Origin of the sequence: Acidipila rosea (genome assembly GCF_004339725.1) — a bacterium.
GTDB classification, from domain to species: domain Bacteria; phylum Acidobacteriota; class Terriglobia; order Terriglobales; family Acidobacteriaceae; genus Acidipila; species Acidipila rosea.
The window spans coordinates 296,311-320,404 of the sequence record NZ_SMGK01000001.1 but is presented as its reverse complement, the minus strand read 5'-3'; the positions used below and the strand labels follow the sequence as shown (position 1 = coordinate 320,404).

18 protein-coding genes and 1 tRNA gene are annotated in these 24,094 nt (G+C 59.8%); 11 read left to right on the top strand and 8 right to left on the bottom strand.

Annotated elements, in window-relative coordinates; translation table 11 throughout:
• Positions 1-71 precede the first annotated feature (71 nt).
• Positions 72-2,081: a beta-L-arabinofuranosidase domain-containing protein gene (locus tag C7378_RS01365; protein ID WP_165876580.1), complete on the bottom strand. Its 2,010-nt coding sequence runs from the start codon at positions 2,079-2,081 to the stop codon at positions 72-74.
• Positions 2,082-2,242: 161 nt separating this feature from the next.
• Entirely contained in the window at positions 2,243-3,172 is a 930-nt protein-coding gene (locus C7378_RS01360) for a phytanoyl-CoA dioxygenase family protein (RefSeq protein WP_131990948.1), read from the bottom strand.
• Between the two features lie 234 nt (positions 3,173-3,406).
• On the opposite strand from C7378_RS01360, the gene C7378_RS01355 reads away from it, so the two are divergent.
• Positions 3,407-4,291: an AraC family transcriptional regulator gene (locus tag C7378_RS01355; protein WP_131990946.1), complete on the top strand. Its 885-nt coding sequence runs from the start codon at positions 3,407-3,409 to the stop codon at positions 4,289-4,291.
• A 394-nt stretch (positions 4,292-4,685) separates the two neighbouring features.
• Here the strand turns inward: C7378_RS01355 and C7378_RS01350 are convergent.
• The 3 genes from C7378_RS01350 to C7378_RS01340 all read right to left on the bottom strand — a co-directional run bounded on the left by C7378_RS01350 (position 4,686) and on the right by C7378_RS01340 (position 7,121).
• Positions 4,686-4,772, bottom strand: a tRNA-Leu gene (locus tag C7378_RS01350).
• A gap of 78 nt (positions 4,773-4,850) precedes the next feature.
• Positions 4,851-6,287, bottom strand: coding sequence for a ribosome biogenesis GTPase Der (gene der / locus C7378_RS01345; RefSeq protein WP_243647979.1), 1,437 nt, complete (start codon positions 6,285-6,287; stop codon positions 4,851-4,853).
• 78 nt (positions 6,288-6,365) lie between these two features.
• A complete protein-coding gene (locus tag C7378_RS01340; protein ID WP_131990944.1) occupies positions 6,366-7,121 on the bottom strand; it encodes a bestrophin-like domain in 756 nt (251 codons plus the stop codon).
• A gap of 63 nt (positions 7,122-7,184) precedes the next feature.
• Here C7378_RS01340 and yoaA point away from each other — a divergent pair, with 63 nt between their 5' ends.
• The 5 genes from yoaA (at position 7,185) to C7378_RS01320 (ending at position 15,098) form a co-directional block, all read left to right on the top strand.
• Positions 7,185-9,161, top strand: a complete 1,977-nt coding sequence (gene yoaA, locus C7378_RS01335) for a DNA repair helicase YoaA (RefSeq protein WP_243647978.1) — start codon at positions 7,185-7,187, stop codon at positions 9,159-9,161.
• A 174-nt stretch (positions 9,162-9,335) separates the two neighbouring features.
• A complete protein-coding gene (locus C7378_RS01330) occupies positions 9,336-12,773 on the top strand; it encodes a TonB-dependent receptor (protein ID WP_131990942.1) in 3,438 nt (1,145 codons plus the stop codon).
• 103 nt (positions 12,774-12,876) lie between these two features.
• Positions 12,877-14,244: an L-lactate MFS transporter gene (locus C7378_RS01325; protein WP_207901290.1), complete on the top strand. Its 1,368-nt coding sequence runs from the start codon at positions 12,877-12,879 to the stop codon at positions 14,242-14,244.
• 6 nt (positions 14,245-14,250) lie between these two features.
• Positions 14,251-14,370 carry an MFS transporter small subunit gene (locus C7378_RS18115; RefSeq protein WP_424221020.1) on the top strand — a complete coding sequence of 40 codons (120 nt, stop codon included), beginning with the start codon at positions 14,251-14,253 and terminating at the stop codon, positions 14,368-14,370.
• Between the two features lie 50 nt (positions 14,371-14,420).
• Positions 14,421-15,098, top strand: coding sequence for a GNAT family N-acetyltransferase (locus C7378_RS01320; RefSeq protein WP_131990940.1), 678 nt, complete (start codon positions 14,421-14,423; stop codon positions 15,096-15,098).
• Here the strand turns inward: C7378_RS01320 and galE are convergent.
• The gene (gene galE, locus C7378_RS01315; RefSeq protein WP_131990938.1) at positions 15,083-16,060 is read right to left on the bottom strand and encodes a UDP-glucose 4-epimerase GalE; all 978 of its coding nucleotides are present in this window, start codon (positions 16,058-16,060) and stop codon (positions 15,083-15,085) included. The two genes, C7378_RS01320 and galE, sit on opposite strands and share 16 nt — an antisense overlap.
• A 416-nt stretch (positions 16,061-16,476) precedes the next feature.
• Between galE and C7378_RS01310 the strand changes: the two genes are divergently transcribed.
• From C7378_RS01310 to C7378_RS01295, 4 genes are all read left to right on the top strand, one after another.
• Positions 16,477-17,640: an energy transducer TonB gene (locus tag C7378_RS01310; protein WP_131990936.1), complete on the top strand. Its 1,164-nt coding sequence runs from the start codon at positions 16,477-16,479 to the stop codon at positions 17,638-17,640.
• An 86-nt stretch (positions 17,641-17,726) separates the two neighbouring features.
• Complete coding sequence (locus C7378_RS01305; protein ID WP_131990934.1) at positions 17,727-19,469, top strand: M48 family metalloprotease; 1,743 nt, start codon at positions 17,727-17,729, stop codon at positions 19,467-19,469.
• A 133-nt stretch (positions 19,470-19,602) separates the two neighbouring features.
• The gene (locus tag C7378_RS01300; protein ID WP_165876579.1) at positions 19,603-20,157 is read left to right on the top strand and encodes a porin family protein; all 555 of its coding nucleotides are present in this window, start codon (positions 19,603-19,605) and stop codon (positions 20,155-20,157) included.
• Between the two features lie 292 nt (positions 20,158-20,449).
• Entirely contained in the window at positions 20,450-21,007 is a 558-nt protein-coding gene (locus C7378_RS01295; protein ID WP_131990930.1) for an outer membrane beta-barrel protein, read from the top strand.
• Between the two features lie 71 nt (positions 21,008-21,078).
• Here C7378_RS01295 and C7378_RS01290 read toward each other — a convergent pair whose 3' ends face one another.
• Positions 21,079-21,675: an outer membrane protein gene (locus tag C7378_RS01290; protein ID WP_131990928.1), complete on the bottom strand. Its 597-nt coding sequence runs from the start codon at positions 21,673-21,675 to the stop codon at positions 21,079-21,081.
• Between the two features lie 143 nt (positions 21,676-21,818).
• A complete protein-coding gene (locus C7378_RS01285) occupies positions 21,819-22,742 on the bottom strand; it encodes a LysR family transcriptional regulator (protein WP_131990926.1) in 924 nt (307 codons plus the stop codon).
• A 146-nt stretch (positions 22,743-22,888) separates the two neighbouring features.
• Between C7378_RS01285 and C7378_RS01280 the strand changes: the two genes are divergently transcribed.
• A complete protein-coding gene (locus tag C7378_RS01280) occupies positions 22,889-24,088 on the top strand; it encodes a 2-isopropylmalate synthase (RefSeq protein WP_131990924.1) in 1,200 nt (399 codons plus the stop codon).
• Positions 24,089-24,094: the final 6 nt, after the last annotated feature.

The window sequence follows — 24,094 nt, the reverse complement described above, 5'->3', positions numbered from 1 at the left end:
TCTCTCAGTCCCCCGCCAGCTCTTTTCACTAGATTGCAAACGGCCATTTAGCCAGGCCTGTGCCTCTCCGATTAAGCGACCGGAAACGTCACTCGGCGCAGCCCTGGTGCATTGCCCATGGGGACAAGACTTACCTTAACGCTGTTGCCGTCTTTCCCTGTCATGCTCCCCTCCAGTTTCAGAAGCGCATCATCAAACGGCCGCAATGGATCTCCTCCCTTTGCCTGCATCGCGGTGAAACCGAAGCCTTGCCATCGAGTTGAGGCGCACAAGCTCAGATCCGCGGGCTCATCAATAGGAATCAAGTATGAATCTTCAAAGCCTTGCAGTGGATAGGTGCGTACAACCTTCGCTGCGGAGGGGATGGCCCGGGCGAAGATGAGCGGCCCATACTGCAGCGCGAACTCACCATTCACCGCTTCTATCTCTTGAATAACCGGCACAAAATCGATATGGATCTGGTCATCTGCCTTCCAGGACTTGGTCACGACAATGTAGTCGCCCTGGCGCACAACCTGTGCTCCCTCACATTGAACCATGGTGCTCTTCGACCAGCCAGGGTCGCGCAGAAAGATGGGGAAACGCACTTCCTTCTCCGGTCTCACGACGATCTGCACCTGGTTCTCAAAGGGATAGTTGGTTCGTTCCTCCAGCGTGATCGGAACTCTCTCAACCACGGTAGAGAGCTTGCAGGGGCCGTACAACATGGCTGCCAACCCGCCTTCCGGATGGCTCATCCACATGCCGCGAACATAGAGCGCAGCAACGTGAGTGGAGGCAGGGTTACAGCACACCGCAACGTCCTGGTGTGTGGGAGAAAATTTGTTGCGCTTTTCAATTGCTGAACCGTCCGGTTTGCGCCCGTTGCAGGTGAGTCGATTGTCTTCGGTCAGGTAGGTGATCGCGCTGCCATTGGCCAACCGCGAGCCCTGCGCCGCGTTGAACCAGATGCGCTCGACCCGGTCGCCGAGCGCCGCATTCCCAGTCTTTTGCAGGGCTGACTCGAGCGTGAACTGGATCTGCTTCGTGGCGCAGTATTCATACTCTGAGAGAGTGGGATCGGGAGACTGATCGAGAATAAGTTCCTGACTTACGGCCGAGCCACCAGGGCTGGTGTAGCGGTCCAGCTTGGCGAAAGAGTTTCGGCTGGCAGTTCCCAGGTCAAGACGGCCAGTAGCGATCGAGAGCCAGAGCGGCGCACGCATTGTCTCATAGGTATGCGCCCCGTGATCAACCCAGCCCGCCTTGCGGTTAAGTAGCGAAGAGAGACTGTTGTCAGAAGTCTTGCGATGGGTGCTCCAGCTTTCATAAAGCCATAAAGCAAAATCAAGATACTTTGGATCGCCCGTCAGATCGTGGAGCCGCTCCAGGATGTCGGCGTAAACGAGGTCATGATCCTCACCCCATGGAGGTTCGGCCTTTCCAGGTCCGAGAACGGCCATTGTGCATTCTGATGAGCGAATCACAGCCTGCATTGCATCTTTGCTGCCTGTGAGTTCGGCGTAGGCCAGCAAGCCGGTAAGCAAGCAGGACTGGGTCCAGAGCTCACCCAGTCGCTTATATCTCAGATCGGGCGCGAAGGCTCCCAGGTATCCGTCCGCGTCCTGCGATGTAAGTACATGGCGAACCCAGGCTTCGGCCTCTCTCATCGACTCCGGATCTTCAGACAGATAGGCCATCATGATGTGCCCACTTCGCCATACCCCTTCCGTTTCGCCATTCCACCAGTTCACGCCATCCTGATTGCTGGTGTTTTGCCGGGCCAGGCTGTTGCGGTTGGTGACAAAAATATCCGAGGACGCCTCATGGCAAAGCTTGCCGAGTTTGCCCGCATATCCCTGCTGTAGATCGCGCGTCATCTGTTCCTTGATCCACCCGGCCGGCTTCACATCGCCCAGCGTGAGCCATTCGAATGCGGGAGCATTTTTCTGCGAGCGAGGGCGATCGGAGACGTCCGTACACGGAGCCGAATCCGCGGGTCGGCCCGGAAAGCCAATGCCCGGCTCACTTGCAACCGCTGCATTTGCGAGCAGGCTTGCCCATGCCCCTGCAATGATTTTCAACGTATCGCGTCGATTCATGGCGCCTGACCTTTCGCCGGGTAGGGGCGTGGAATTTAGAGCAAGATGCCTGCCGTAAGTCGTGGGCATCTGTTTCAGTAGCAGTTAGTCGCTGGACTCCGGAGAAGCCAAGGCTCGCCAAAAACTGAAAAAGCGCCTGGAATGAGTGTCTGCCTCGAAGACTACCCAGAGCCCCTGCGTGAACCTGTTTCATGCCGTCGCTCGTGCTGCTTGATCTTGTCAGGCTCCACGGTCGAAGCAGCCCCGGAGGCCACCGGAACGCCGGAGTACAGCACCGGATTGAGGGGTGTTGCCACTATCTCTCCAATTTGCGCGCCAGGGCACCAGTTGTCCCAATCGCTCTGTTGGTTCTTGTTCTTCGGTTTGGCAAGGCGTGTCTGGGCATCCATGTAAATGACCGTCATTACTTCGCGTGGACGGGTTGAAGCGTTGGCGCCAGCGCGATGGTACGTCCATCCCGAGTGAAAGCTAATGTCGCCCAGATCGAACGCTCCATCTTCCACCTTGAATGCGGTGAGCGCTTCTTTGAGGGTCATTTCGCTTTCGTCGCTGATTTCCAGATCGCGGCCGGTTTGGAACCGGTGGCTCTTTTCACTGAAGACCAGCGGCCCCATTTCTCTTGGGGTATCCTGCAGCGGCACCCACGCGGTCACTGTCTTCTCGGTCGCGAGCGGCCAGTAATACTGGTCAGCATGCCAAGGTGTGATGCCGCCACCGGCCTCTTTGTAGAGCGCCTGATCGTGGTACAGGCGGACTCCGTCGATCTGCATCAACTCGGCAGCGATCCGAGCCAGGCGCTTGCCAAAAACGAATTCCTTCACTGTCTCCGACTTTGTCCACAGGTTTATAACCTGGAGAAACGCCTTCCCGTAGGTTGTTCGCTGCTCCATGGGCAAAGCATCGGCGGAGAGTTTGGCGACGCGCGCGCTGATGGCCACGCGGTAGTACTCCAGCAACTTGGGCGTGAAGACCTGCTTGAGCTTGATGTAGCCGAACTCGTTATAGAAATCAATCTGCTCATCGGTGACCCTGCAGGGAGCGTCAAGTTCGGCCAGAATCCGTTCTTTAGCGAAAGTTGCAATGGTCGTCATATGTGACTGCCTCAGGAAAAGATTGAATTTGCGATGCTCGAGCCGCGAGGAACACTCCAAAATCAGCTGGCGCGAAGCCCCACGACTGTTCGCGGTTCTCCCCCTCGGGAAAGGCCTGAGGAGAATCATACGGAGGGTCACGACGGCAGGCTACTACGTTTTTGACAGGAATATGTACTATATTGAGGAACGCGCAGCGCCACGTGCTGGTGTCGATCGAGAGGAATTTGTGCCATGAAGGCTCAGTTTGAAGTTGTACCGACGGCCAACAGCTCCTTTCTTGTTTTTCGTCGGGCTGAGCCCTCCTTCGCTTTCAACTGGCACTATCACCCAGAGTTTGAACTCACTCTGATCGAAGCGGGGGCCGGCCAGCGATTGGTCGGAGACTGCATCCAGGATTACGAGCCTGGAGACTTGGTCTTGCTGGGTGCGAACCTTCCACACACTTGGAAATCGGACAACCCTTCTTCGGGCAGGCTGGACGGGAACCGGGCCGTCGTCGTCCAGTTTCGGGCAGAACATCTTGGCAAAGGGCTGTTGGAACTCGGTGAGATGGAGCCAGTGAGAATGCTGTTGGAGCGATCTTCGAGGGGCCTCTGGTTTGAGAAAGCGCGGCGAAATATGGAAATCGCAGATGAAATCAGGGGACTGCTATCACTTTCCCCGGCCCGCCGAACGCTGACCCTGATTTCAATTCTGCTCTCACTCGCTGAGAGCAAATCCGATGAAGCACTCGCCAGTGGACGCCACCAGCCGCTTTGCAGCCCCGGCGAGGAAAAACGCATCAATAAGATTTGCCGGCTGCTAGATCGCAATTCATCGAGGAAAATATCCTACGAATCCGTTTCCAAAGAGATGCACATGGATATTTCCTCCCTGTGTCGCCTCTTCAAGCGATCAACGGGTCGCACGATGACCGAGTACGTAAACGAAATCCGCATCTCGCACGCTACACGTCTCCTCATCGATACCGACATGAGTGCTCTTGAGATCGCAATGGCGGTCGGTTTTTCTAACTACTCAAATTTCTGTAGACAGTTCAAAAAAGTCCGCTTCTGCAGTCCTCGATCACTCAGGCAGATGTTTAAAGATCCTGCGAATTATCGATCCAGGCCTTGAAGTCAGAGCTGATGCGCCCGAGATCTCCAGCACAGACCAAAGTAGATTCGGTGCCGTCGTAAGACGAATGGATGCATCCCAGACTCATCAGACTGAAACGACGTCGCAGAGACGCCAAGTGAACCGAACCTGGAGGCTGTACATCAGGCTTATGTCACAATGGCGGCGGGATTCATCACGAAGGAACAGCGTGCGGGCTCCCATAATGCAAGCTTCCGACTGTTGGAAACTCAAGGCGTTGAGGCTAGTTATGCTTAATGGAACAGCTCTTGCGATGGCATTCAATGGCAAAGACACCGAGTTTCCGCGCGTCGACTGCGCCGCGATTCATGCGATGCGAATGCAAGTTTGGTGCCTTGTGTTTATTTTTGTTATGCCTCAGATTTACTTTTTATGGTGCCGGGAGGGGGGGTCGAACCCCCACGAGGTTGCCCTCGGCGGATTTTGAGTCCGCTGCGTCTGCCAGTTCCGCCATCCCGGCTTTCAGGTGGGCTTCTTTAGCCTAGCATGGCTGGCGCTTCTTCCGCTGCACAACCATGCTGCGGCCAGCGCCGGCCTGCTACTCCTTCTCCGGCTTGTTTCTTGCCTTGATCTTGAACCAGATCGGCGACCCCTCGAACCCAAACGATTCCCTTATCTGATTCTCAAGGAAGCGTTCAAATGAGAAGTGCAGCTTTATGTCTCGATTCGTAAAGAGCACGAAGGTTGGCGGCGCAACCGCAGCCTGCGTCATATAGAAAATTCGAACCCTCTTTGCCATCGGCACGGTGGCCCGCTGGAAATCGACCTTTTCCAGGAACCGATTCATCTGCCCTGTCGTGACGCGTTTGCGCCGTTCCGCTGCTACTCGCACCACGGTATCGAGCACCCGGTTCAGGTTGCGCCCCTCCATCGCGGAGATAAACAACACCGGCGCATAGTTCAAATACTTCAGCGCACGCCGAACCTGCTCTTCGTAGATCGCGCGATCGGCGGGAGGTTTGCCATCCACGCGGGCCGTCGTGACCGCGTCCCACTTGTTTACCACGATCACGACCGACCGGCCGCTCTCATGCGCATAGCCCCCAATCGTGGCATCGGAGGCCGTCACGCCTTCCGTCGCATCGATCAGCAGCAGCGCCACATCGGCAGCTTCGAGATGCCTGCGCGCCATCACCACCGAGAGCTTCTCCGCCATCAGGTTCGTCTTGCCCTTGCGTCGAATGCCCGCCGTATCCACAATGCGCAGCTTGTGGCCCTGGTACTCAATCAACTCATCCACCGCATCGCGCGTCGTTCCGGCAATCGGAGACACGATCGCGCGCGAGGTACCCGTCAGCGTATTCAACAGCGTCGACTTGCCCACGTTGGGCCGTCCGATAATCGCTACATTGACCTCGTCCTGTTGGTACTCTCCGTGAGTCCGATGCAGAGCCTCAGCTTCTTCTTCATTCTCGGGCTCTACCTCAACGCTCTCCTCGACCTGCGGAGGCAGCGCGGCAAAGACTTCATCGAGCAGATCGCCGATGTTGTGCCCGTGCTCGGCGGAGATCGCCGTCAGGCTCTTCAGCCCCAGCTGGCGAAAGTTCTCCGCGGCTGCATCCAGCGTCTCCACATCGATCTTGTTCACCGCCAGGAAGAGCGGTTTGCCAGTCTTCTGCAGCAGCCGGGCAAGGTCCAGGTCCGGGGCCGCCAGTTCGGTGCGCCCGTCCACTACCATGATCACTGCCGCGGCCTCATCGAGCGCAAATCGCGCCTGCACAAAGATCTGCGCCGGTATCAGGGCCTCTTCGTCTGGAATAACGCCGCCTGTATCCACCAGCCGCGCCGAGCGCCCATTCCATGCAACCTCGCCATAGATGCGGTCGCGCGTAATGCCTGGCTCATCGCCCACAATCGAACGCCGCGAGCCCGTGAGCCGGTTGAAGAGCGTCGACTTACCTACATTGGGTCGCCCCACAATCGCGATCAGGGGAGTTTGAGAGGAAGTATTTCGTCTACGCTGAGGTTTACTCAAAAGGGTGCCACCGATTCTCTGAAAGGATTGATTCGGCGGAGTTCACAGCCGTTCCTTATCTCTTCTAAGTTTACCTGCTCATTGCATTCCCGCCCTTACATCCATCAGCAGATGATCCGCCGAGTCCACCCGGATCAGCCCCAGCCGCGGATACTCGAGGTCCACCGTGACATAGACGGTCAGCGTCAGCACCGCCGCGTAGACTAGCGTATGCACCCAGCTCCGGGCTTCGCCCATGCCATAGCCGGCCAGCAGTGAACTCACCAGCACCAGTAGAATCAGCACCTCGTAGATGATCTTTGGCGGATGCGTCTCCAGCGCCGCCGCGCGAGTCGTCGTTATGTCGATCATTTCGTTCAGCGCGGTCAGCGGCAGGGTAATGGCCGGATTCGCGCAGCCCGTACGACAGGCCGCCACAGTCTGCGCCCACAGTCTCCCCTGCAGCCGATTGGCTCGCTGCATCTGCACAGCCGCCGTTTGCGCATCGACCGGCAGATTCCGATAAAACCCCAGCCGCGCATCCACGTAGTCTCTGAAGTCCTGGCGGATCGCCGGCTGCGCCCCCGCCGGAAGCAGATCCACCCGCAGCCACGCCGTGCCAATGGCGTTCGCCTCCTGCACAATCAGCTGCCGCCGCTGTTCAAAGCGTTGCGCCGCGCCGGAGAAGGTAAAGGCAATCAGCAGCCCCATCAGCCCGAACACCGCACCGTCAATCGCGCTCAGGCCGTCATCCTTGCCCGGCGCCCTGCGGCGCGCGGCAAGCGCCCGGCCCGTCTCCAGCAGCGAGAGCACCGCGACAAACAGCAGCGGAGCAGCGATCAGGTAGGTATGCATACGCGGCTCCATCTTAGCCCACCTTCCGCACTGGTGGGCAGATATGATTAGGCAAATACACCTGTGCCGACCCCAGCCAAAACCGCGCCTGCCCTGCCCTCGCTCTATGACTTCTTTGCGCCCGGCGGCCTGCTCTCGCGCTCCGCGCTCCCTTATGAGTTCCGCAAGGGTCAGTTGGAGATGGCCCAGGCCGTCGAGCGAGCCCTCACTGAGCAGCGCCACCTCATCGCAGAGGCAGGCACCGGCACCGGCAAGACCCTCGCCTACCTGCTGCCCGCGCTGCGCACCGGCCAGCGGGTCATCATCTCCACCGGCACCAAAAATCTTCAGGAGCAGCTCTTCTTTAAGGACATTCCCTTCCTGGAATCGCTCCTCGGCCCCCTGCGCGTCTGCTACATGAAAGGCCGCGCCAACTACCTCTGCCGCCATAAGCTCTACGCCCTCAACGCCAGCCCCATCCTCAACGGCCTTGAGGAGATTCAGCAGTTCCAGGCCATCGCCGCATGGGAAAAGGAAACTGAAACCGGCGACCGCGCCGAGATCGACGAGCTACCGGAGTCCAGCCCCCTCTGGGCCAAGCTCGACGCCCGCAGTGAAGCCTGCCTCGGCCAGAAATGCCCGGATTACGAGCGCTGCTTCATTACCGAGATGCGCCGCCGCGCCGCCGAGAGCGACATCGTCATCGTCAACCACCATCTCTTCTTCGCCGACCTCGCCATCAAGCAGCAGGCTGCCGCCGCGCCCGATGCAGGCGTGCTGCCCGATGCCGCCGCCGTCATCTTCGACGAGGCCCACGAGCTTGAAGACGTCGCCTCCAACTACTTCGGCATCAGCCTCAGCAACATCCGCACCGAGGAGCTCGCCCGCGACATTGAAACCATGCTCCGCGCCAGGCAGTCTCTGTCCTCCAGCATCCTCTCGGCCTCGCAGCTGGTCCGCGAGCGCGGACGCATGTTCTTCGCCGCGCTCCCGCTCGGCGCCTTCGGCGAAGGCCGCATGCAGTTCGACGCGCGCGAGGAGTTTCTCGAACTGCACGGCGATGTCTACCTCGGCGCGCTCAACTCGCTGCACCGCCTTGAAGGCGAACTCGAGCGCCTGCGCGGTGTTGACGAGGCCTCCGGCCTGCGCAAGCGCACCGCCGACATCCGCTCCCAGTTGAAGTTCCTGATGGAGTCCGAGGACAAGAACACCGTCTTCTGGCTCGAGCGCCGCAACGCCGGACGAGGCCGCGAGGCCAGCCGCAACACCTTTCTGCAGGCCACGCCTATTGACGTTTCTGACCTGCTCGCCGAGCTGCTCTTTGAGAACTTCCCCAGCGTCGTCCTCACTTCCGCCACGCTCACCGTGCAGGGCGGCTTTGAACATATGCGCAAACGCGTAGGTCTCCGCGATGCGCGTGAGCTCGTCGTCCCGTCTCACTTCAACTACTCCAAGCAGGCCTTGCTCTACCTGCCGCCCGAGATGCCTGACCCGCGCGACCCTGGCTTCCAGGATGCAGCCGTCCGGGAGATTCGCCGCGTGCTTGAGATTACTCAGGGCCGCGCCTTCTGCCTCTTCACCAGCTACCAGCAGATGCGCGAGGTCTACGAGCGTCTGCTCTCCGAGCTCGGCTTCCCGCTGCTGCTGCAGGGCACCGCACCGCGCAAGGCGCTTCTTGAGGAGTTCCGCCAGACTCCCAACGCCGTCCTCTTCGGCACATCCAGCTTCTGGCAAGGCGTTGACGTGCAGGGCGAGGCGCTAAGCTGCGTCATTGTCGATCGTCTGCCTTTTGCCGTCCCCAGCGACCCCATCGTTCAGGCGCGCATGCGGGCTATTGAAGAGTCAGGCGGCAAACCCTTCTTCGAGTACCAGGTGCCGCAGGCAGTCATCACCCTCAAGCAGGGCTTCGGCCGCCTCATCCGCTCTCTTGAAGACCGCGGCGTCCTCGTCCTGCTGGACCCGCGCCTCCAGCGCCAGCGCTACGGCAAAGTCTTTCTGGAGAGCCTGCCGCGATACAGCACCACGCAGGACATTGCCGCTGTCGAAGATTTCTTCCGCTAGCCAGCGGGCGACGAAGGATACTCTCCCGTATCCTTCAACTCGGCCTGATTCCGCTCCCCACAACAGCCTTTCGTAAGGTAATGTTGTACCACCAACAAATTCACCTTTCCTCTATCAAAAATAAGTCTTTTGAGGAAAGCAATTGCCTGTTGAGACAGAAGCCGGACTAACCTAATGCCTTCAAAACCCCTCGCCCGGAAAAACCACCGGCACGGACACCTGTTGCTTCATGCAGTATGGGCCTTTCTAGTTGCCTCCCTTTTCTCACTCGCCTCGTGGTGCCAGCAGCCTTCCGCCCCTGCCTGGGAGGGAACCCTCCGCGACTACGCCTCGAAGCCCATCGGCGGAGCTGCCATTGAGCTCAGCGCCGACGGCCACAAGTTCCACACCCTCACCGCCGCCGATGGCCACTTCCTCTTCGAGCACATTCCCGCAGGCATCTATCAGCTCTCCGTAAAGAGTTCCGGCCACACTGCCCGCTATCCGCAGCCGCTCAATCTTGCCACGCCGCCCGCTCACGCCGTGCTCACGCTCACGCCGCAAGGAGTGCTTGCCATCACCTTCGCCCAGAGCGAGGCCGTCTCCGCCAAAACCGAGGGCACCGGCGGCGAGGCGCTGTCCAGCAGCTCGGTCAGCCAGCTTCCGCTTAACAAACGCGACTTCAGCCAGCTCCTGTTGCTTGCCGCTGGCACCATGACGGACTCGAACGGCGCCAACAACTTCACCCAGCAGTTCGCCATCAACGGCCAGCGCGGCGTCGAGGCCACCTTCGCTATGGACGGCGCCGACACCAGCGATCCCGAGATGGGCGGCGCGACCTTTTCCAACTTCAACGTCGATGCCGTCCAGGAGATCCAATCCAGCTCCGGCTGGATGCCAGCCGAGATCGGCCGCGGCGCAGCCGGCTTCACCAATATCCTCACCCGCTCCGGCTCCAACGATATTCACGGCTCGGTCTTTGAATTTCTGCGCAACTCCGCGCTCGATGCCCGCAACTACTTCGACCACTCCTCCATCGCCAACCCCGGACGCATTCCACCCTTCCGCCGCAATGAGTTCGGCTTCACCAACGGCGGCCCAGTCGTGCTTCCGCACCTCTACGATGGCCGCCGCAAGACCTTCTACTATGGCGAATATCAGGGCTTCCGCCAGGTCCTGGGCACCACGCAGGTGCTGCCCGTGCCCACCGCCCAGGAGCGCGCCGGGCAGGACAGCACCGCTTACCCCGGCGACACTCTCTTCGTTCCCGTCAACGCGCAGATCGCCCGCGTACTCGCCCGCTATCCGCTGCCCAACTTCCCCGAGGGCGCATACGGTGTTCACACCTTTGCCACTTCCTCCAAGGTCGTCACCAACGCAGATCAGTTTTCCGTCCGCATCGACCAGCAGATCGGCGCCAGGAATCACCTGTTCGCGCGCGTGACCTACGACAATCTCACCGGCCCCACCACCAATCCCGATCAGACCGTCATCGACCCCAGCTTCGGCATCCAGTACATTGACCGGCAGCGCAATCTCGCCGTGGACTACACCCGCACCCTTTCGCCTAAGCTGGAGCTCGAAACCGAATTCAGCATCACCCGCACCACGCCATCGTTTCCCACCACCAACCGCACCGATCCAGCCGTCAAATTCAATGATGGCCTCTTCGAGGCCTTCAACTCTGCAGCCGGTTCCGTCATGACCGCCTTCGGCAATCTCTTTCAACTGCAGCAGAGCGTCTCCTACGTCACCGGCAAGCATTCCTGGAAGTTCGGCGGTGAACTGCGCTTCAACCGCGACACGACCTACTTCGGCATCAGCCCTAACGGCGAATACGACTTCGGTGGCGGCACCGCCTACTCTCCGGTCAATATCCTTTCGCAGAGCGGCGCCCACACCATCCACGCAGGCGATCCCCTGCCGGATACGCTCAGCAGCCTGCTCACCGGCAGCCCGTTCGCTTACACCGTCGCCGTTGCGCCACCTTATTTTTCCAATGGCCCCCACATCGGCCCCGCCGCCATCACCCGCAACGCCGGCGATCTCTACCTGCAGGACACATGGAAGCTGTCTGATCGTTTCACGCTGGACTACGGCCTTCGCTACGAGCGCTACTCCGCCATCTCCGAGCGCGCCCACCGCACCTCCGGCGTCATCGACACCACCACCAGTCCCGGCCAGGAGTTCGTCGTCAACCCGCGGCCTGCTTACAACTCCAATCAATACGACTGGGGTCCGCGCGTCCAGCTCGACTGGCGCGCCAATAACCATCTGCACATGCACGCCGGCGGCGGACTCACCACCATTCCGCCCAACATCTGGCAGGACAATTTCCTCACCGGCTCCACGCCCTTCGTCATCTATCCGCGTCTCACCGCCAGCCGCGGAGCAGGCATCGCTTATGGCTTCCAGATCACGCCCTCGCAGCTCCCGCACGCCTACACGCCCGGCGGCCAGGACATCTTCCCAACCGGCGATACCAGCGCAGTAGCTCCCAACACTGTCATGGACATCAACCGCTACGAGCGCGACATCGCCTCACTCTCTCCTAACCACCAGATCACCCCGCTCAACATCAGTGCCATCGATCAGAAGTTCACCAACGGATATCTCGCCACCTGGACCGTCGGTCTGGAGCGCACCTTCGCTAACCTGACCGCCGATGCCAACTATGTCGGCACCGCAGGCATCCGGCTGCCCCGCATCAGCTTCCCTAACGCCTATCCCGGCGCCGATCCTCAGTTTGCCCCCTACACTCAATTCGACAGCTCCGGCACCCTCACCGGCGGCTTCGGCACCGAACAGCTCGTCACCGGCACCGCCCACTCCACTTACCACGCCCTGCAGCTTTCTCTTCAGGGCAACATCGCGCACGGCGGTCCCGGCGTGCAGGCCAGTTACACCTGGTCTAAATCCATCGACGACACCAGCTCCGTCTCCGGCGGATTCATCACCGGAGCCTCCGGCGCCGTCGCCCAGGCCTTTCCCCAGAATCCCTTCGACACCCATGCCGAAAAAGGCCCCTCCACCTTTGACATCACCCACGCCTTCACCCTCAGCCTCGCGCAGGATCTTCACCTCGAGAGCGTCAGCTTCCTTCGCCCCGTCTATCGCAAAGTCACCGCCGGTTGGGAGCTGCTGAGCATCTCCACCATCACCAGCGGAGCCCCGTTTACCATCTACTCCGGCATCCAGCAGACCGGCGTAGGCTCCATGGGCGTTGACCGCCCTGACCAGATCGCAACGCCGCAGCTCTCCACCGCTCGCAAGAAGCGCGAAGACTACTTCGGTCGCGGCGCGGACAACGCGTCCTACTTCTCAGTTCCCATCCACGTCCCCGGCGGCACAGGCCCCAACCAGGGCCGCTTCGGAACGCTGGGGCGTGACACTTTCCGCGGTCCCGCCTACTACGACTACGATTTCTCGCTGATCAAGGACACGCCCTTCGGCGCCAGGCGCGGAGGCGGAGAGCTCGCCGATCTGCAGTTCCGCGCGGAGTTCTTCAATCTCTTCAACATCGTGAATATGGGCCTGCCTGCTAACAACATCCTCGGCTCCGGCTTCGGCGTCATCAGCCGCACGGCCGGCACCTCGCGCCAGATACAGTTCTCACTCAAGGTGATCTATTAGCGTTCATCAAACATTCACACTCAGCCCAAACAATTAGTGCGACACATCGCCTCCGCTCCTGCTAGCATCCGAATCGCTTCAGGCCTTTTCCTCTGGAGGACATGTGTCTCTGCTATCCATCCTCGATCGTGAGCACTCGGTCGCGCGACCCGGCTACAGCCGCTGGCTTGTGCCACCGGCAGCTCTGGCCGTGCATCTCTCCATCGGCCAGGTCTACTCCTTCAGCGTCTTCAAGATTCCCCTCACCCGCCTTCTCGGCATCGCGAAATCCACCCCTGGTGACTGGACCCAGGCCCAGATCGGCTGGATCTTCTCACTCGCCATCGGCATCCTCGGCCTCTCCGCGGCGCTTTTCGGCCCCTGGCTTGAGCGGGAGGGCCCGCGCAAAGCCATGGCCTACGCGGCCGTGCTCTTTGCCCTGGGATTCTTTGTCTCCTCCGTCGGCGTCCGCACCCATCAGCTCTGGCTTCTTTACCTCGGCTACGGCGTCATAGGCGGCATAGGACTCGGGCTTGGCTACATCGCCCCCGTCGCAACCCTCATCAAGTGGTTCCCGGACCGTCCAGGCCTCGCCACCGGCATGGCCATCATGGGCTTCGGCGGCGGCGCGATGATAGGCTCGCCCATGGCCGTCAAGCTCATGGCCTTCTTCCACACGCCCGCGGATCTCGGCGTCTCCCGCACCATGATCGTCATGGGCTGCTTCTACTTCTTCTTCATGCTCTTCGGAGCCCTGCTGGTGCGCCTCCCCCGCCCTGAGTGGAAGCCCGAGGGCTGGACCGCGCCAACGAAATCATCCGGCATGGTCAGCACGCACAACGTCGCCGTAGGCCCCGCCTTCCGCACTCCGCAGTTCTGGCTGCTCTGGCTGGTCCTCTGCATGAACACCACCGCCGGCATCGGCATAGTCGAGCAGGCATCGCCCATGATTCAGGATCTCTTCGGCATCAGCGCCGTCGCGGCAGGCGGTTTCGTAGGCGTGCTGAGCCTCTTCAACATGGGCGGCCGCTTCTTCTGGTCGACCATCTCCGACTACCTCGGACGCAAGGTCACCTTCATGATCCTGCTGCTGCTCGGCGTCATCGGATATGCCGTGCTTCCCTACACCGGCCACGCCCACCTCAACAGCATCGTGCTCTTCGTCCTCATCTCCGGCGTCCTGCTCAGCATGTACGGCGCGGGCTTCTCGACCATTCCTGCCTACCTCAAAGACATGTTCGGCAGCCAGCAGATCGGCGCCATCTACGGCCGCCTGCTCACCGCCTGGTCCGTCGCAGGCATCGTCGGCCCGGTGCTCGTCAACTACACCCGCGAATCCCAGCTCGCCCACGGCGTCGACCGCGCCACCGCCTACCAGACCGTTCTGCACATCATGGCCGGCCTGCTCGTCGTAGGCTTCCTGGCGAACCTGCTGGTCCGCCCCGTCGCCGAGAAATACTGGATAAACAATCAACCGCTTGGAAAGGGGTAGAGCAGCATGACTGACGAGAAGAAAACCTCACCCGCAGCCGTCTTTCTGGCCTGGCTCGTCGTCGCCATTCCAGCCGCATGGGGCGTCTACAACACAGCACTCAACGCAGCCAAGCTCTTCCGCTGAGTCCGTTCTGCTGATCGACTCGGCGCGCAAGTGCGCTAAAGTTTGAGGAAATGACTGACGGTCCTCTCATCGACACCGCCCCGGCTCGCCGCCCGCAGCGCACTACCCTCACCGGCAGGCTCGTCACCCTCGCGCCACTCGATCCCGCAGCGCACGGCGAAGCTCTCTACCTTGGCTCTCACGGCGCAGAGAAGGAGCAGCTCTGGCGCTATCTTGGCGACGGGCCTTACCCTGATCGCGCCGCCTTTGACGCGAGCCTTGCCCGCAAGGCCGCATCCGCCGACCCGCTCTTCTTCACCATCCTCGACAAAGCCGCCGGCCTTCCCGCCGGCTACGCCACTTACCTGCGTATTGAGCCAACCCACCGCGTTATTGAGGTAGGCAACATCCTCTATCTGCCCACGCTGCAGCGCACCGCGGGCGCTACCGAGGCCATGTACCTGATGGCCAGGCACGCTTTTGAAGACCTCGGCTATCGCCGCTATGAATGGAAATGCAACGCCCTCAACGAGCCCTCTCGCCGCGCCGCGCTCCGGCTCGGCTTTAGCTTTGAAGGGCTGTTCCGCCAGCACATGATTGTGAAAAACCGCAATCGCGACACCGCCTGGTTCTCGCTGCTCGACACAGAGTGGCCGCAGCGGAAGGCAGCCTTCGAGCGCTGGCTCGACCCTGCCAACTTTGACGGGGCCGGACACCAGCGCTCTTCGCTCAATCAGCCGGCTACCTGATACCGCTGCTGGTGCCACTTCCATGCGCTCTCGACGATGTCGTCGAGCTTTGCATACTCCGGCTTCCAGCCCAGTTCCTCGCCGATCTTCTCCGAGCTGGCGATCAGCACCGCCGGATCGCCCGGCCTACGCGGCTCTTCGTCTACCGGAATAGCATGGCCGGTGACGCGACGCGCCGACTCGACCACCTCGCGCACCGTAAATCCGCGCCCGTTGCCGATGTTGTAGATCAGCCGGTCACGGCTCCCCAGCGCTTCCAGTGCCAGCAGGTGCGCCCGCGCCAGATCGTGAACATGAATATAGTCGCGTATGCAGGTGCCGTCCGGCGTCGGATAATCGCTGCCGAAGATCTTGATGCTCTTCCGCCGCCCCAGCGCCACATCCAGCACCAGCGGAATCAGGTGCGACTCAGGCTCGTGCGCCTCGCCCCGCCCTTCCACTGCTCCCGCCACGTTGAAGTAGCGAAGGCTCGCATACCGGAATCCGTGAATACGGTTCAACCACGCCAGCATCTGCTCGACCAGCAGCTTTGACTCGCCATAGGCATTTGTGGGACGCAGCGGAGCCGTTTCAATGATCGGTGTCTTTTCCGGCTCGCCGTACACCGCCGCTGTTGAGGAGAAAACCAGCCGGTTCACTCCAGTAGCCAACATCGCCTCCAGCAGGCTGAGCGTCGATGCGCTGTTATTGCGGAAATAGATCTCCGGTTTCTTCATGCTTTCGCCCGCCTCGATCAGCGCGGCAAAGTGCATTACTCCATCAATCTTTTTGGCCTGAAATAGATCTTCCAGCACGGTCCGGTCGGCGATATCCGCCTCCACGAACTCCGCCTTCGCAGGCAGCATGGAGCGATGTCCATGGCAGAGGTTATCTACAATCGTTACCTCATGCCCATGATCCATCAGTAGTTGCGCGACCGTTCCTCCCACATATCCCGCACCGCCAGTCACCACAATACGCACTTAAATTATCTCCTTTACTTTCATTAAGTTAGAAAATATTCTCCCGACGGGCAGCAACCGGCAGCCAAAATTGAACGTCTGACTCCCAACGGTCCCAGATTTTTTTGCGCTGTTTTGAGGACATGGTTTGCGTAACCGCTCGACACTATGAATGTACTCGAGGAGCAGATATCATGACATTAATTAGACTTCCCATTACCTGCGTAACGATTCCCGGGATGAATCTTAATAGAAAGACGAGTACCCGCGGAGGACAAATGGTTTATCGTACGGTAACTAAGAACCCTAAAAAGTGCGGTCACACCAGGATATTCCAGGGCGCTTCAGTCTTAACTAAAGGCGCTCGCTCCCATGCCTGAAGTCATTCTTGTCCCCGGCAGGGTGGTGGCTGCACATGCAGGGAAGAGAGTGTCCCGATGGATAAAGTTGCGCTACAACCCGAGTTCGCACATCGAATGCAGGAACAACTGCACGAACAGCAAGATGGATTACTAGAGTTTATGGTGAGCAACAACCTCCCCGATCGCGACACCTTTGGGCTCCTTCCCGAACCGGAAGGCCGTTTCGGCTCCTTCACGGTCAGCGCTATTGTCAATGCAGTCGTCCTTGCGCTTCTAGTGCTCTTCACCATGGCCCAGCTACACAAGGCGAGAGTCAAAAAGTACGAAACCACCCAACTGATCTTCCCGGTCACCCAGCCCAAGCCCTATACGCCCCCGGTTCCGAAGGTCAAGTTCACGCCGCCTCCGATTCCCGCAAAGCTCCTTCAACCCACCCCGCGGCAGATTGAAATGCCGAAGCCGGTTCCCGAGCCGCCGAAGGTAGTCGAGATCAAGACTCCGACCCCGGCCATGCCGGTCATAGCGCCCGCGCCGCCTAAAGCCGTAGCGCCTCCGCCGCAGCCGAAGGTCGGCATGTTCAAGAGCGCGACCCCGACGCTCGTGGCGAACAATCATTCTGCTCCCTCGCCCAAGACTGGCGGCTTCGGAGATCCGGTGGGCGTAACGCCCAACCCCAATGCCAACCGCCCGGCCACTGTAGCCTCAGTCGGCGCGTTCAACTCGGCCCCCGGCGTCGGCAGCGGTGCAGGTGCGGCCCGTAAAGGCTCGGTCAAGGGCACAGACTTCGGCGCAGGGGTAGCCCACGGCGTCCCCGGTGGAACCAGCCACGGCACAGTGGCTTCCGCAGGCTTTGCCAATGGCGTAATTGGAGGGACACCCGGCAGCCATGGAACAGGCCGTGTCGCCAATACTGGATTCGGAACACCTGCCGCTGGCCCGACTCCTGCCGTTGCCAGGCAGCAGGCCGCGCCCGCTACGTCGATCATCGTGCTGAGCAAGCCGTTGCCGCAATACACGGCGGAAGCGAAGCAGTTGAGGATTCAGGGAGATGTCACCCTCGAAGTCAGGTTCACCGCGGGCGGCCAGGTCGAGGTGCTGCGGGTGGTCAACGGTCTGGGACATGGTCTCGATGAGCAGGCGAAGCTCGCCGCCGAGCGAATCCGTTTCAAGCCCGCCATGAGAGATGGTCATCCCGTCGATCAGGTAAGCATCATTCACGTAAGCTTTCAGCTCGCATGACCGTTTCCGCGTCTCGGCCAATGCAGCACATGTTTTTTCAGGAAAGAACAGCACTATAGGAACCAGGAAGGTCTAGGAGCCAGGAAATGTCCTTGCGTAAGTTGTGGATGACGGGTCTAACCGTCACACTCGCCGTAACTGCAGCCAATGCAAAAAAGCCGAAACTGCCGCCTCCCGTCCCCCTGACAGCGGACCAGACGGCGTTGATCCAGAAGTCGATCGCCCAGGAGAAGTTGATTGTCAAGGCAATCCAGAAGAACACTCCTGTGGTTCAGACCTACATCCAGAACACCAAGCCCGATCCGGTCCTGTACTCGGTTCCCGTCTCTGACCAGTACATGCTGGGACGCGTCGACTTCTCCAAGACCTTCACCAATGAGGCCTACGATGAGAAGAGCTCCTCCCACGGCCTTCTCAAGGGTTCGCTCGGCTTCCTCACCGGTATGGGCAAGGCTCTGAAGATGAGCTACTCCTCCACCGGCTTCATGGACATGATGTTCGTCGATCCGATTGGCTACGATCGCCAGCACTACGACTTCACTTATGTCCGCCGTGACTTCCTCGGAAATGTCCGCACCATGGTCTTCGACGTCAAGCCGAAGCCTCATACCGGCGCAGGCCGCTTCTTCGGGCGCATCTGGGTTGAGGATCAGGACGGTAACATCGTCCGCTTCAACGGCACCTATACCAGCAATGCAAATGATGAAGTTGCCCATTACTTCCACTTCGACGACTGGCGTGCCAATGTCCAACCAGGTCTCTGGCTGCCCGCCGCCATCTACGTGGAAGAGAGCAAGGGCAGCGCAGCCAGCCGCGGCCTTGGCTTCCATGCCCAGACCCACTTCTGGGGTTATGCCCTCAAGCTGCCGACTCGCGAGTCTGACAATGAATCGATGCAGATCGACAACGCACAGGACCAGAGCGAGAACTCTCAGGATGAGAGCCCGCTTCAGGCCAAGCGCGAGTGGATCTCTCAGGCCGAGCAAAATGTCCTCGATCGTCTCACCCAGGCGGGACTTCTTGCCGCGCCGAGCGACTTCGACAAGATTCTCGAGCAGGTGGCTCAGAACATCATCATCGGCAACAATCTTCAACTCCCCGGCGACATTCATTGCCGGGTCATGCTGACCACCCCGCTGGAAACGCTGGCCGTCGGTAATACCATCCTGGTCAGCAAAGGCCTGATCGATGTGCTCCCCTATGAAGAAGATCTGGCTGCAGTCCTCAGCTTCCAGCTCGCCCACATAGCCCTCGGCCACCACATCGACACACGCTATGCCTTCAACGACCGCCTGCTCTTTCCCGATTCGGCCACCCTCGAACGGATCAACATGAACCACACTGCTTCCGATGATGAAGCAGCGGCCAAGAGAGCTGTCGAACTCTTCAATCACTCTGCCTACAAGGACAAAGCAGCCAACGTAGGCCTCTTCTTCCAGCAACTCATCGCTCGTGAGAAGCAGCTCCCGGCGCTGTTGACCCCCCGGCTCGGCGACTCACTCGTCAAGGAAGACGGCACCCCGTGGCTCGACGCCATCGGCAAGCAGTCGCCCAAACTCGACATGGCCAACCTGGGACAGATTGCAGCCCTGCCTCTGGGCAGCCACCTCAAGAACGATCCCTGGACCGATAAGGTCATCCAGCTCAATCTCAGGGGCGTCAGCATCCTGAACCCCAGCGATAAGCTGCCGTTCGAGATCACCCCCATTTACTTCCGCCTGCAGCGTTACCAGCCGCCGGCGCAGGCGGTTCAACAACCACAGCAGACGGCTCCTGCTGCGAATACGACACCGCAGACTGCGCCTGCTCAAGCGGCTCAGCCGCAGTAATAGCCGCCCCGGAGGAGGATGCATGGCTTGGCCTGCATCCTCCTCTGGCAAAGGTGGACAAATGCGCAACGACAAGCCGTTTTCAATTGCATTCGTTCTTCCGGTTATGCCAGTTGCTTCAGGAGAATGCACCATGATCAAACGTTTCTTGCTCTTCACTTCTCTTCTTCTTACGCCAGTGGCAATGCACGCCCAGGTCGCACCCGCAGCGAAGGGCGGATTTTCTAATCTCTGGGTTGGCGGTGAATATTCCACTTTTAATCCTGACTACAACCAACAGCGCCTCACCGGAATCGGCGTCTATGCGGATTACGACATCACTCATAAACTGAGCGCAGAAGCCGAAGCGCGCTTTCTTGGTGTTATTACCTCGCAGGATGGCAATGAAACCCAGAAGGATTACCTCATCGGAGCGCGTTATGTTCCGATCCACTGGCGGCGTTTCTCGCCTTACGTCAAACTGCTGGCGGGCGGTGTGTGGATCCAGTTCCCCGGCACAATCGGTAACGGCAGCTACTTCGCATACGCACCGGGCGGCGGCGTCGACTATCGCATCTCCAATCGCTTCTCGGTCCGCGCCGATTACGAATACCAGGTGCTCCCCTCGGCTCCCAATATCCCCAACCAGTCCAACAATGGTCTTACTCCAAACGGCTTCAGCTTCGGAGTAGCGTACCGGGTGTTTTAAGGGCTTCCGTTTCTTCAGGCATTTCGCCGGAGAGCCTCCGGCACCCCACCAATATTCCCGCCTCACAACCCCGTCGGACGAAGGGCCGAAACCTCTTCGAGCCCTTTGTCCGGCCGCAGGCGTGCCTCTCCTGACAGACAAATCTCCAACCTGATCGACCCCATTACGGTTCTCCAGAGCTTTGGCCCGTCAACTGCTAAGTGATAGCTAGTATCGTCAGGCTCTTGAACTTAACAAACCTGCTGCGCGGCGCTTGTTGAGTTTTACCCGTTCATTCAGGAGATTTAGTGCAATGCTCAAGAAGTTTCTGGCTCTCGCTGTCATCACCCTTTCTCCCGTCCTCGCTCACTCCCAGGTAGCCACATCCACCACGGCGCACATGAAAGCCCTATGGGTGGGAGGTGAGTTCTCCCTCTTCAATCCCGATTACGATGCCAATGTCCCCCTTACAGGAATCGGCGTCTACGCCGACTATGATCTGCGGCACAAAATCAGCGCCGAGGGTGAAGCCCGCTTTCTAGGTGTGCTCCGTAACGAAGACGGCAATGAGACCCAGAAGGATTACCTCATCGGTCCGCGCTACACTCCGCTCCATTGGCGTGGCTTCTCTCCCTATGCGAAGTTGATGGTTGGCGGCGTATCCATTCGCTATCCCTACAACGTCCATACCGAAAGCTACTTCGCCTACGCCCCGGGAGGAGGCATTGACTACCGGATCATGGATCGCCTGTCGGTCCGCGCCGACTACGAATATCAGTTTCTGCCCGGCGCTCCCAACATCCCCAATCGTCCCAACCATGGGCTCAATCCCCGCGGTTTCAGCTTCGGAGTGGCTTACCGGGTCTGGTGACCTGTCCAGGCACCAAACAAAACGGCCCCGGAAACCTATCCGGGGCCGTTCCTTTTGCAGCTCGGTCGCTTTTAGAAGTGGTATGCGATACCGATCACAGGGTTGTAGATGTTGTAGTAGGTTCCTGTGCTCAGGTTCGTCTGTCCAAACGTCGGAGTCTTCATGATCAGTCCCCGATACTCGACGCGCAGGTCAAAGCTCGGGCTGAGTTCATACGCGATACCCGCGCCATAGAGGCCGCCGATCTGCGTCTGACTCTTGGCGTCGATCGTATTTGTCTTCTGGTCGTCGATCGGCGTCCAGAAGAATCCACCCACGCCAGCCTCGATAAACGGGTTGAAGTTTTTGAAGGTGAAGTTATACACGTACGCCGCTGAAAACTCCTGAAAGCGCGTATGGACACGAGTGTTGTTCGTCGGGATGATGAACTTCTGCACGTCCTGGTCGTACTGGTAGTTGCCCTCGAGGGCGCTTCTCGGCGTTAGCATGTAGCGGTAGCTGACGAGACCGCCGAAGCCCAGGGTAGTGGTGAGCTTCACCGCATTGCCATAAGTGTAGGGAGGAAAGAGATTTGCCCCGCTGAGACTTATATCCTGCCGGCTTTCCTGGGCATGCGCCGCCAACGCCAGGAATGGCAGCAGAGCAAACAACAACACCTTCTTCATCATTCGTTCGTGAACCTCTCGCCTGCTTGTAGCACCGCAGGCGTCATTGCCTCTCGGGCTCGTCGATTTACTTACCAGATGGACCGCCTGGGCCCACTCAGGCAATTGTACCTTCCGCGAGGGTTTTCGACAGCTATTCAATTGATTCAGTTTGCATGCTCCACTCGATACTCAAATGGCGACCCCTGTTCCTGCGCCATCGTCTTCACCAGTTTCAGGAAAGCGCGGGCCGCGTGTGACAGCGGTGAATGCCGCCGATGCACCAGCCGCAGTCGCCTTTCGATCTTCAACTCCGGCACCTCTACCTTTACCAGTTCGCCCCTGCTTACCTCCTGTGCCACCGTCAGCCCCGGCACCAGCGCCACTCCGTTTCCCATCGCTACAAACCGCTTCACCGCTTCCAGGCTCGGTAGCTGAACCCCCATGTTCAGCGGCGTCTTATGCTTTTCAAAGGTCTCCGTAACCCGCTTCCTCAGCGGCGAAAGAACATTGTGCGCAATAAAGCTCTGCGCCCCCAGGTCCCGTATGGCCACTTTTTTCTCCCGCGCCAGCGGATGCGCCGGATTCACCACAAAAACCACCTCGTCCAGATAAACGCTGATCGAGCGCAACTGCTCCGTCTCCGGAGCAAACGACACAATCCCCATCTCGACCGTCCGCGTCAGCAGATCCTCCGGGATTCGGCTCGCCAGCGACCGCTGCACCACCACGCTGATCTGTGGGCATGTCCGCCGGAACTGATCCAGCACCGGCAGCAAATAAAGACAGGTGTACTCATTCGCGGCCAGCAGCAGCCTCCCCCGCTCCAGCGAACGCAGCTCTTCCACCGCACTCGCAGCCTCGTTCCGCAGCCGCAGCAGCCTGTCCGCATAGTCCCGCAGCACCTCGCCCGCGCTCGTCAGCGTACCGTCTCGCGAAGTGCGCTCAAAGAGCTGCTCGCCCAGCTCCTCTTCCAGTTTCCGGATCGTCTGGCTGACCGCCGGCTGCGTACGCCGCAGCCGCAGCGCCGCCCGTGAAAATCCACGCTCCTGCACGATGGCCAGGAAAGTCTCAAGCTGAGTAATGTCCATTAGATACTTCCCTCTTTACCATCCCACAGGGGCACTCTATAAGCAATACTTATCTAAATTGTAAAAATAAACGATTTGAATTATGGACAGAACTCTGGGAAACTGTTCTTGCCGGTGATCTCGCTGTACTCTGGCAGGTGCCCTTAATGACCCAGAACCACCTCCGCTTCTTCGACACCACTCTCCGCGATGGAGAGCAGTCTCCTGGCTGCAGCATGACCCAGCCGGAAAAGCTTGCCATGGCCCATGCGCTCGAAGACCTCGGCGTAGATATTCTCGAGGCTGGCTTTGCCATTTCCTCTGAAGGTGATTTCTCCGCCATCCGCTCCATCGCAAGTGAGATCCGCCTGCCCATCATCACCTCCCTCGCCCGCGCCCGCCGCGAAGACATCGAACGCGCCGCCGAGGCTCTGGAACCGGCCCACAAGGCCCGCATTCATCTCTTTCTTGCCAGCTCCGACATCCATCTGGAATACAAGCTCAAGATCAGCCGCGAACAGGCTCTGGCGCAGACGGCAGAGGCCGTTGCCCACGCCCGCAGCTATGTGGATGATGTTGAGTTCTCCCCCGAGGACGCGACTCGCACCAGCCATGACTTTCTCTGCCAGATGGTAGCCGTCGCCATTGAGGCTGGCGCCACCACCATCAACCTCCCAGACACGGTTGGCTACTCCGTGCCTGCAGAATACGCAGCCATGTTCCGCGTCGTTCGCGAGCGCGTGCCCGGCGCCGATAAGGTCATTCTCTCCACTCATTGCCACAATGACCTCGGCCTCGCCGTCGCGAATACCCTTGCCGCCGTTGAAGCCGGCGCGCGCCAGGTCGAGTGCTCGATCAATGGCATCGGCGAGCGCGCAGGGAATGCCGCTCTTGAGGAGATCGCCGCAGCCCTTCGCGTTCGCGCCGACCAGTTCCCCGTCGAACACAACCTCAACCTCGAGCGCATCTACGCCACCAGCCAGCAGCTCACCCGGACTATCAGCTTCGGACCCGCGCCGAACAAGGCCATCGTCGGCGCCAACGCCTTCGCTCATGAGGCCGGCATCCACCAGCATGGCGTCCTGTCGAACCCGCTCACCTACGAGATCATGACGCCCGCCTCGGTAGGCGTCCCGGCCAACCGCATGGTTCTCGGGAAGCATTCCGGCCGTCACGCCTTGCGCTCCCGACTGGTGGAGCTCGGCTACACCCTGCAGCCGTCCGACCTTGACGTCGCCTACCGCGCCTTCACGGAGCTGGCCGACCGCAAGAAGTCCATCTACGACCAGGACCTGATCAATCTCGTCGCGCATCACCAGCGCCACGAAGACCTGATCGCCGCCGAGCCGTTGACTGAAACGCACTGAAGCGAG

Excerpts from the sequence above, each read along its gene's own strand:
- C7378_RS01295 (WP_131990930.1), top strand. The coding sequence starts at position 20,450 with ATGCTCAAGAAGTTTCTGGCTCTCGCTGTCATCACCCTTTCTCCCGTC.
- C7378_RS01365 (WP_165876580.1), bottom strand. The coding sequence starts at position 2,081 with ATGAATCGACGCGATACGTTGAAAATCATTGCAGGGGCATGGGCAAGC.
- C7378_RS01290 (WP_131990928.1), bottom strand. The coding sequence starts at position 21,675 with ATGATGAAGAAGGTGTTGTTGTTTGCTCTGCTGCCATTCCTGGCGTTG.
- C7378_RS01305 (WP_131990934.1), top strand. The coding sequence starts at position 17,727 with ATGTCCTTGCGTAAGTTGTGGATGACGGGTCTAACCGTCACACTCGCC.
- C7378_RS01285 (WP_131990926.1), bottom strand. The coding sequence starts at position 22,742 with ATGGACATTACTCAGCTTGAGACTTTCCTGGCCATCGTGCAGGAGCGT.
- C7378_RS18115 (WP_424221020.1), top strand. The coding sequence starts at position 14,251 with ATGACTGACGAGAAGAAAACCTCACCCGCAGCCGTCTTTCTGGCCTGG.
- C7378_RS01320 (WP_131990940.1), top strand. The coding sequence starts at position 14,421 with ATGACTGACGGTCCTCTCATCGACACCGCCCCGGCTCGCCGCCCGCAG.
- C7378_RS01330 (WP_131990942.1), top strand. The coding sequence starts at position 9,336 with ATGCCTTCAAAACCCCTCGCCCGGAAAAACCACCGGCACGGACACCTG.
- C7378_RS01340 (WP_131990944.1), bottom strand. The coding sequence starts at position 7,121 with ATGCATACCTACCTGATCGCTGCTCCGCTGCTGTTTGTCGCGGTGCTC.
- C7378_RS01300 (WP_165876579.1), top strand. The coding sequence starts at position 19,603 with ATGATCAAACGTTTCTTGCTCTTCACTTCTCTTCTTCTTACGCCAGTG.
- C7378_RS01310 (WP_131990936.1), top strand. The coding sequence starts at position 16,477 with ATGGATAAAGTTGCGCTACAACCCGAGTTCGCACATCGAATGCAGGAA.
- C7378_RS01280 (WP_131990924.1), top strand. The coding sequence starts at position 22,889 with ATGACCCAGAACCACCTCCGCTTCTTCGACACCACTCTCCGCGATGGA.
- C7378_RS01360 (WP_131990948.1), bottom strand. The coding sequence starts at position 3,172 with ATGACGACCATTGCAACTTTCGCTAAAGAACGGATTCTGGCCGAACTT.
- C7378_RS01355 (WP_131990946.1), top strand. The coding sequence starts at position 3,407 with ATGAAGGCTCAGTTTGAAGTTGTACCGACGGCCAACAGCTCCTTTCTT.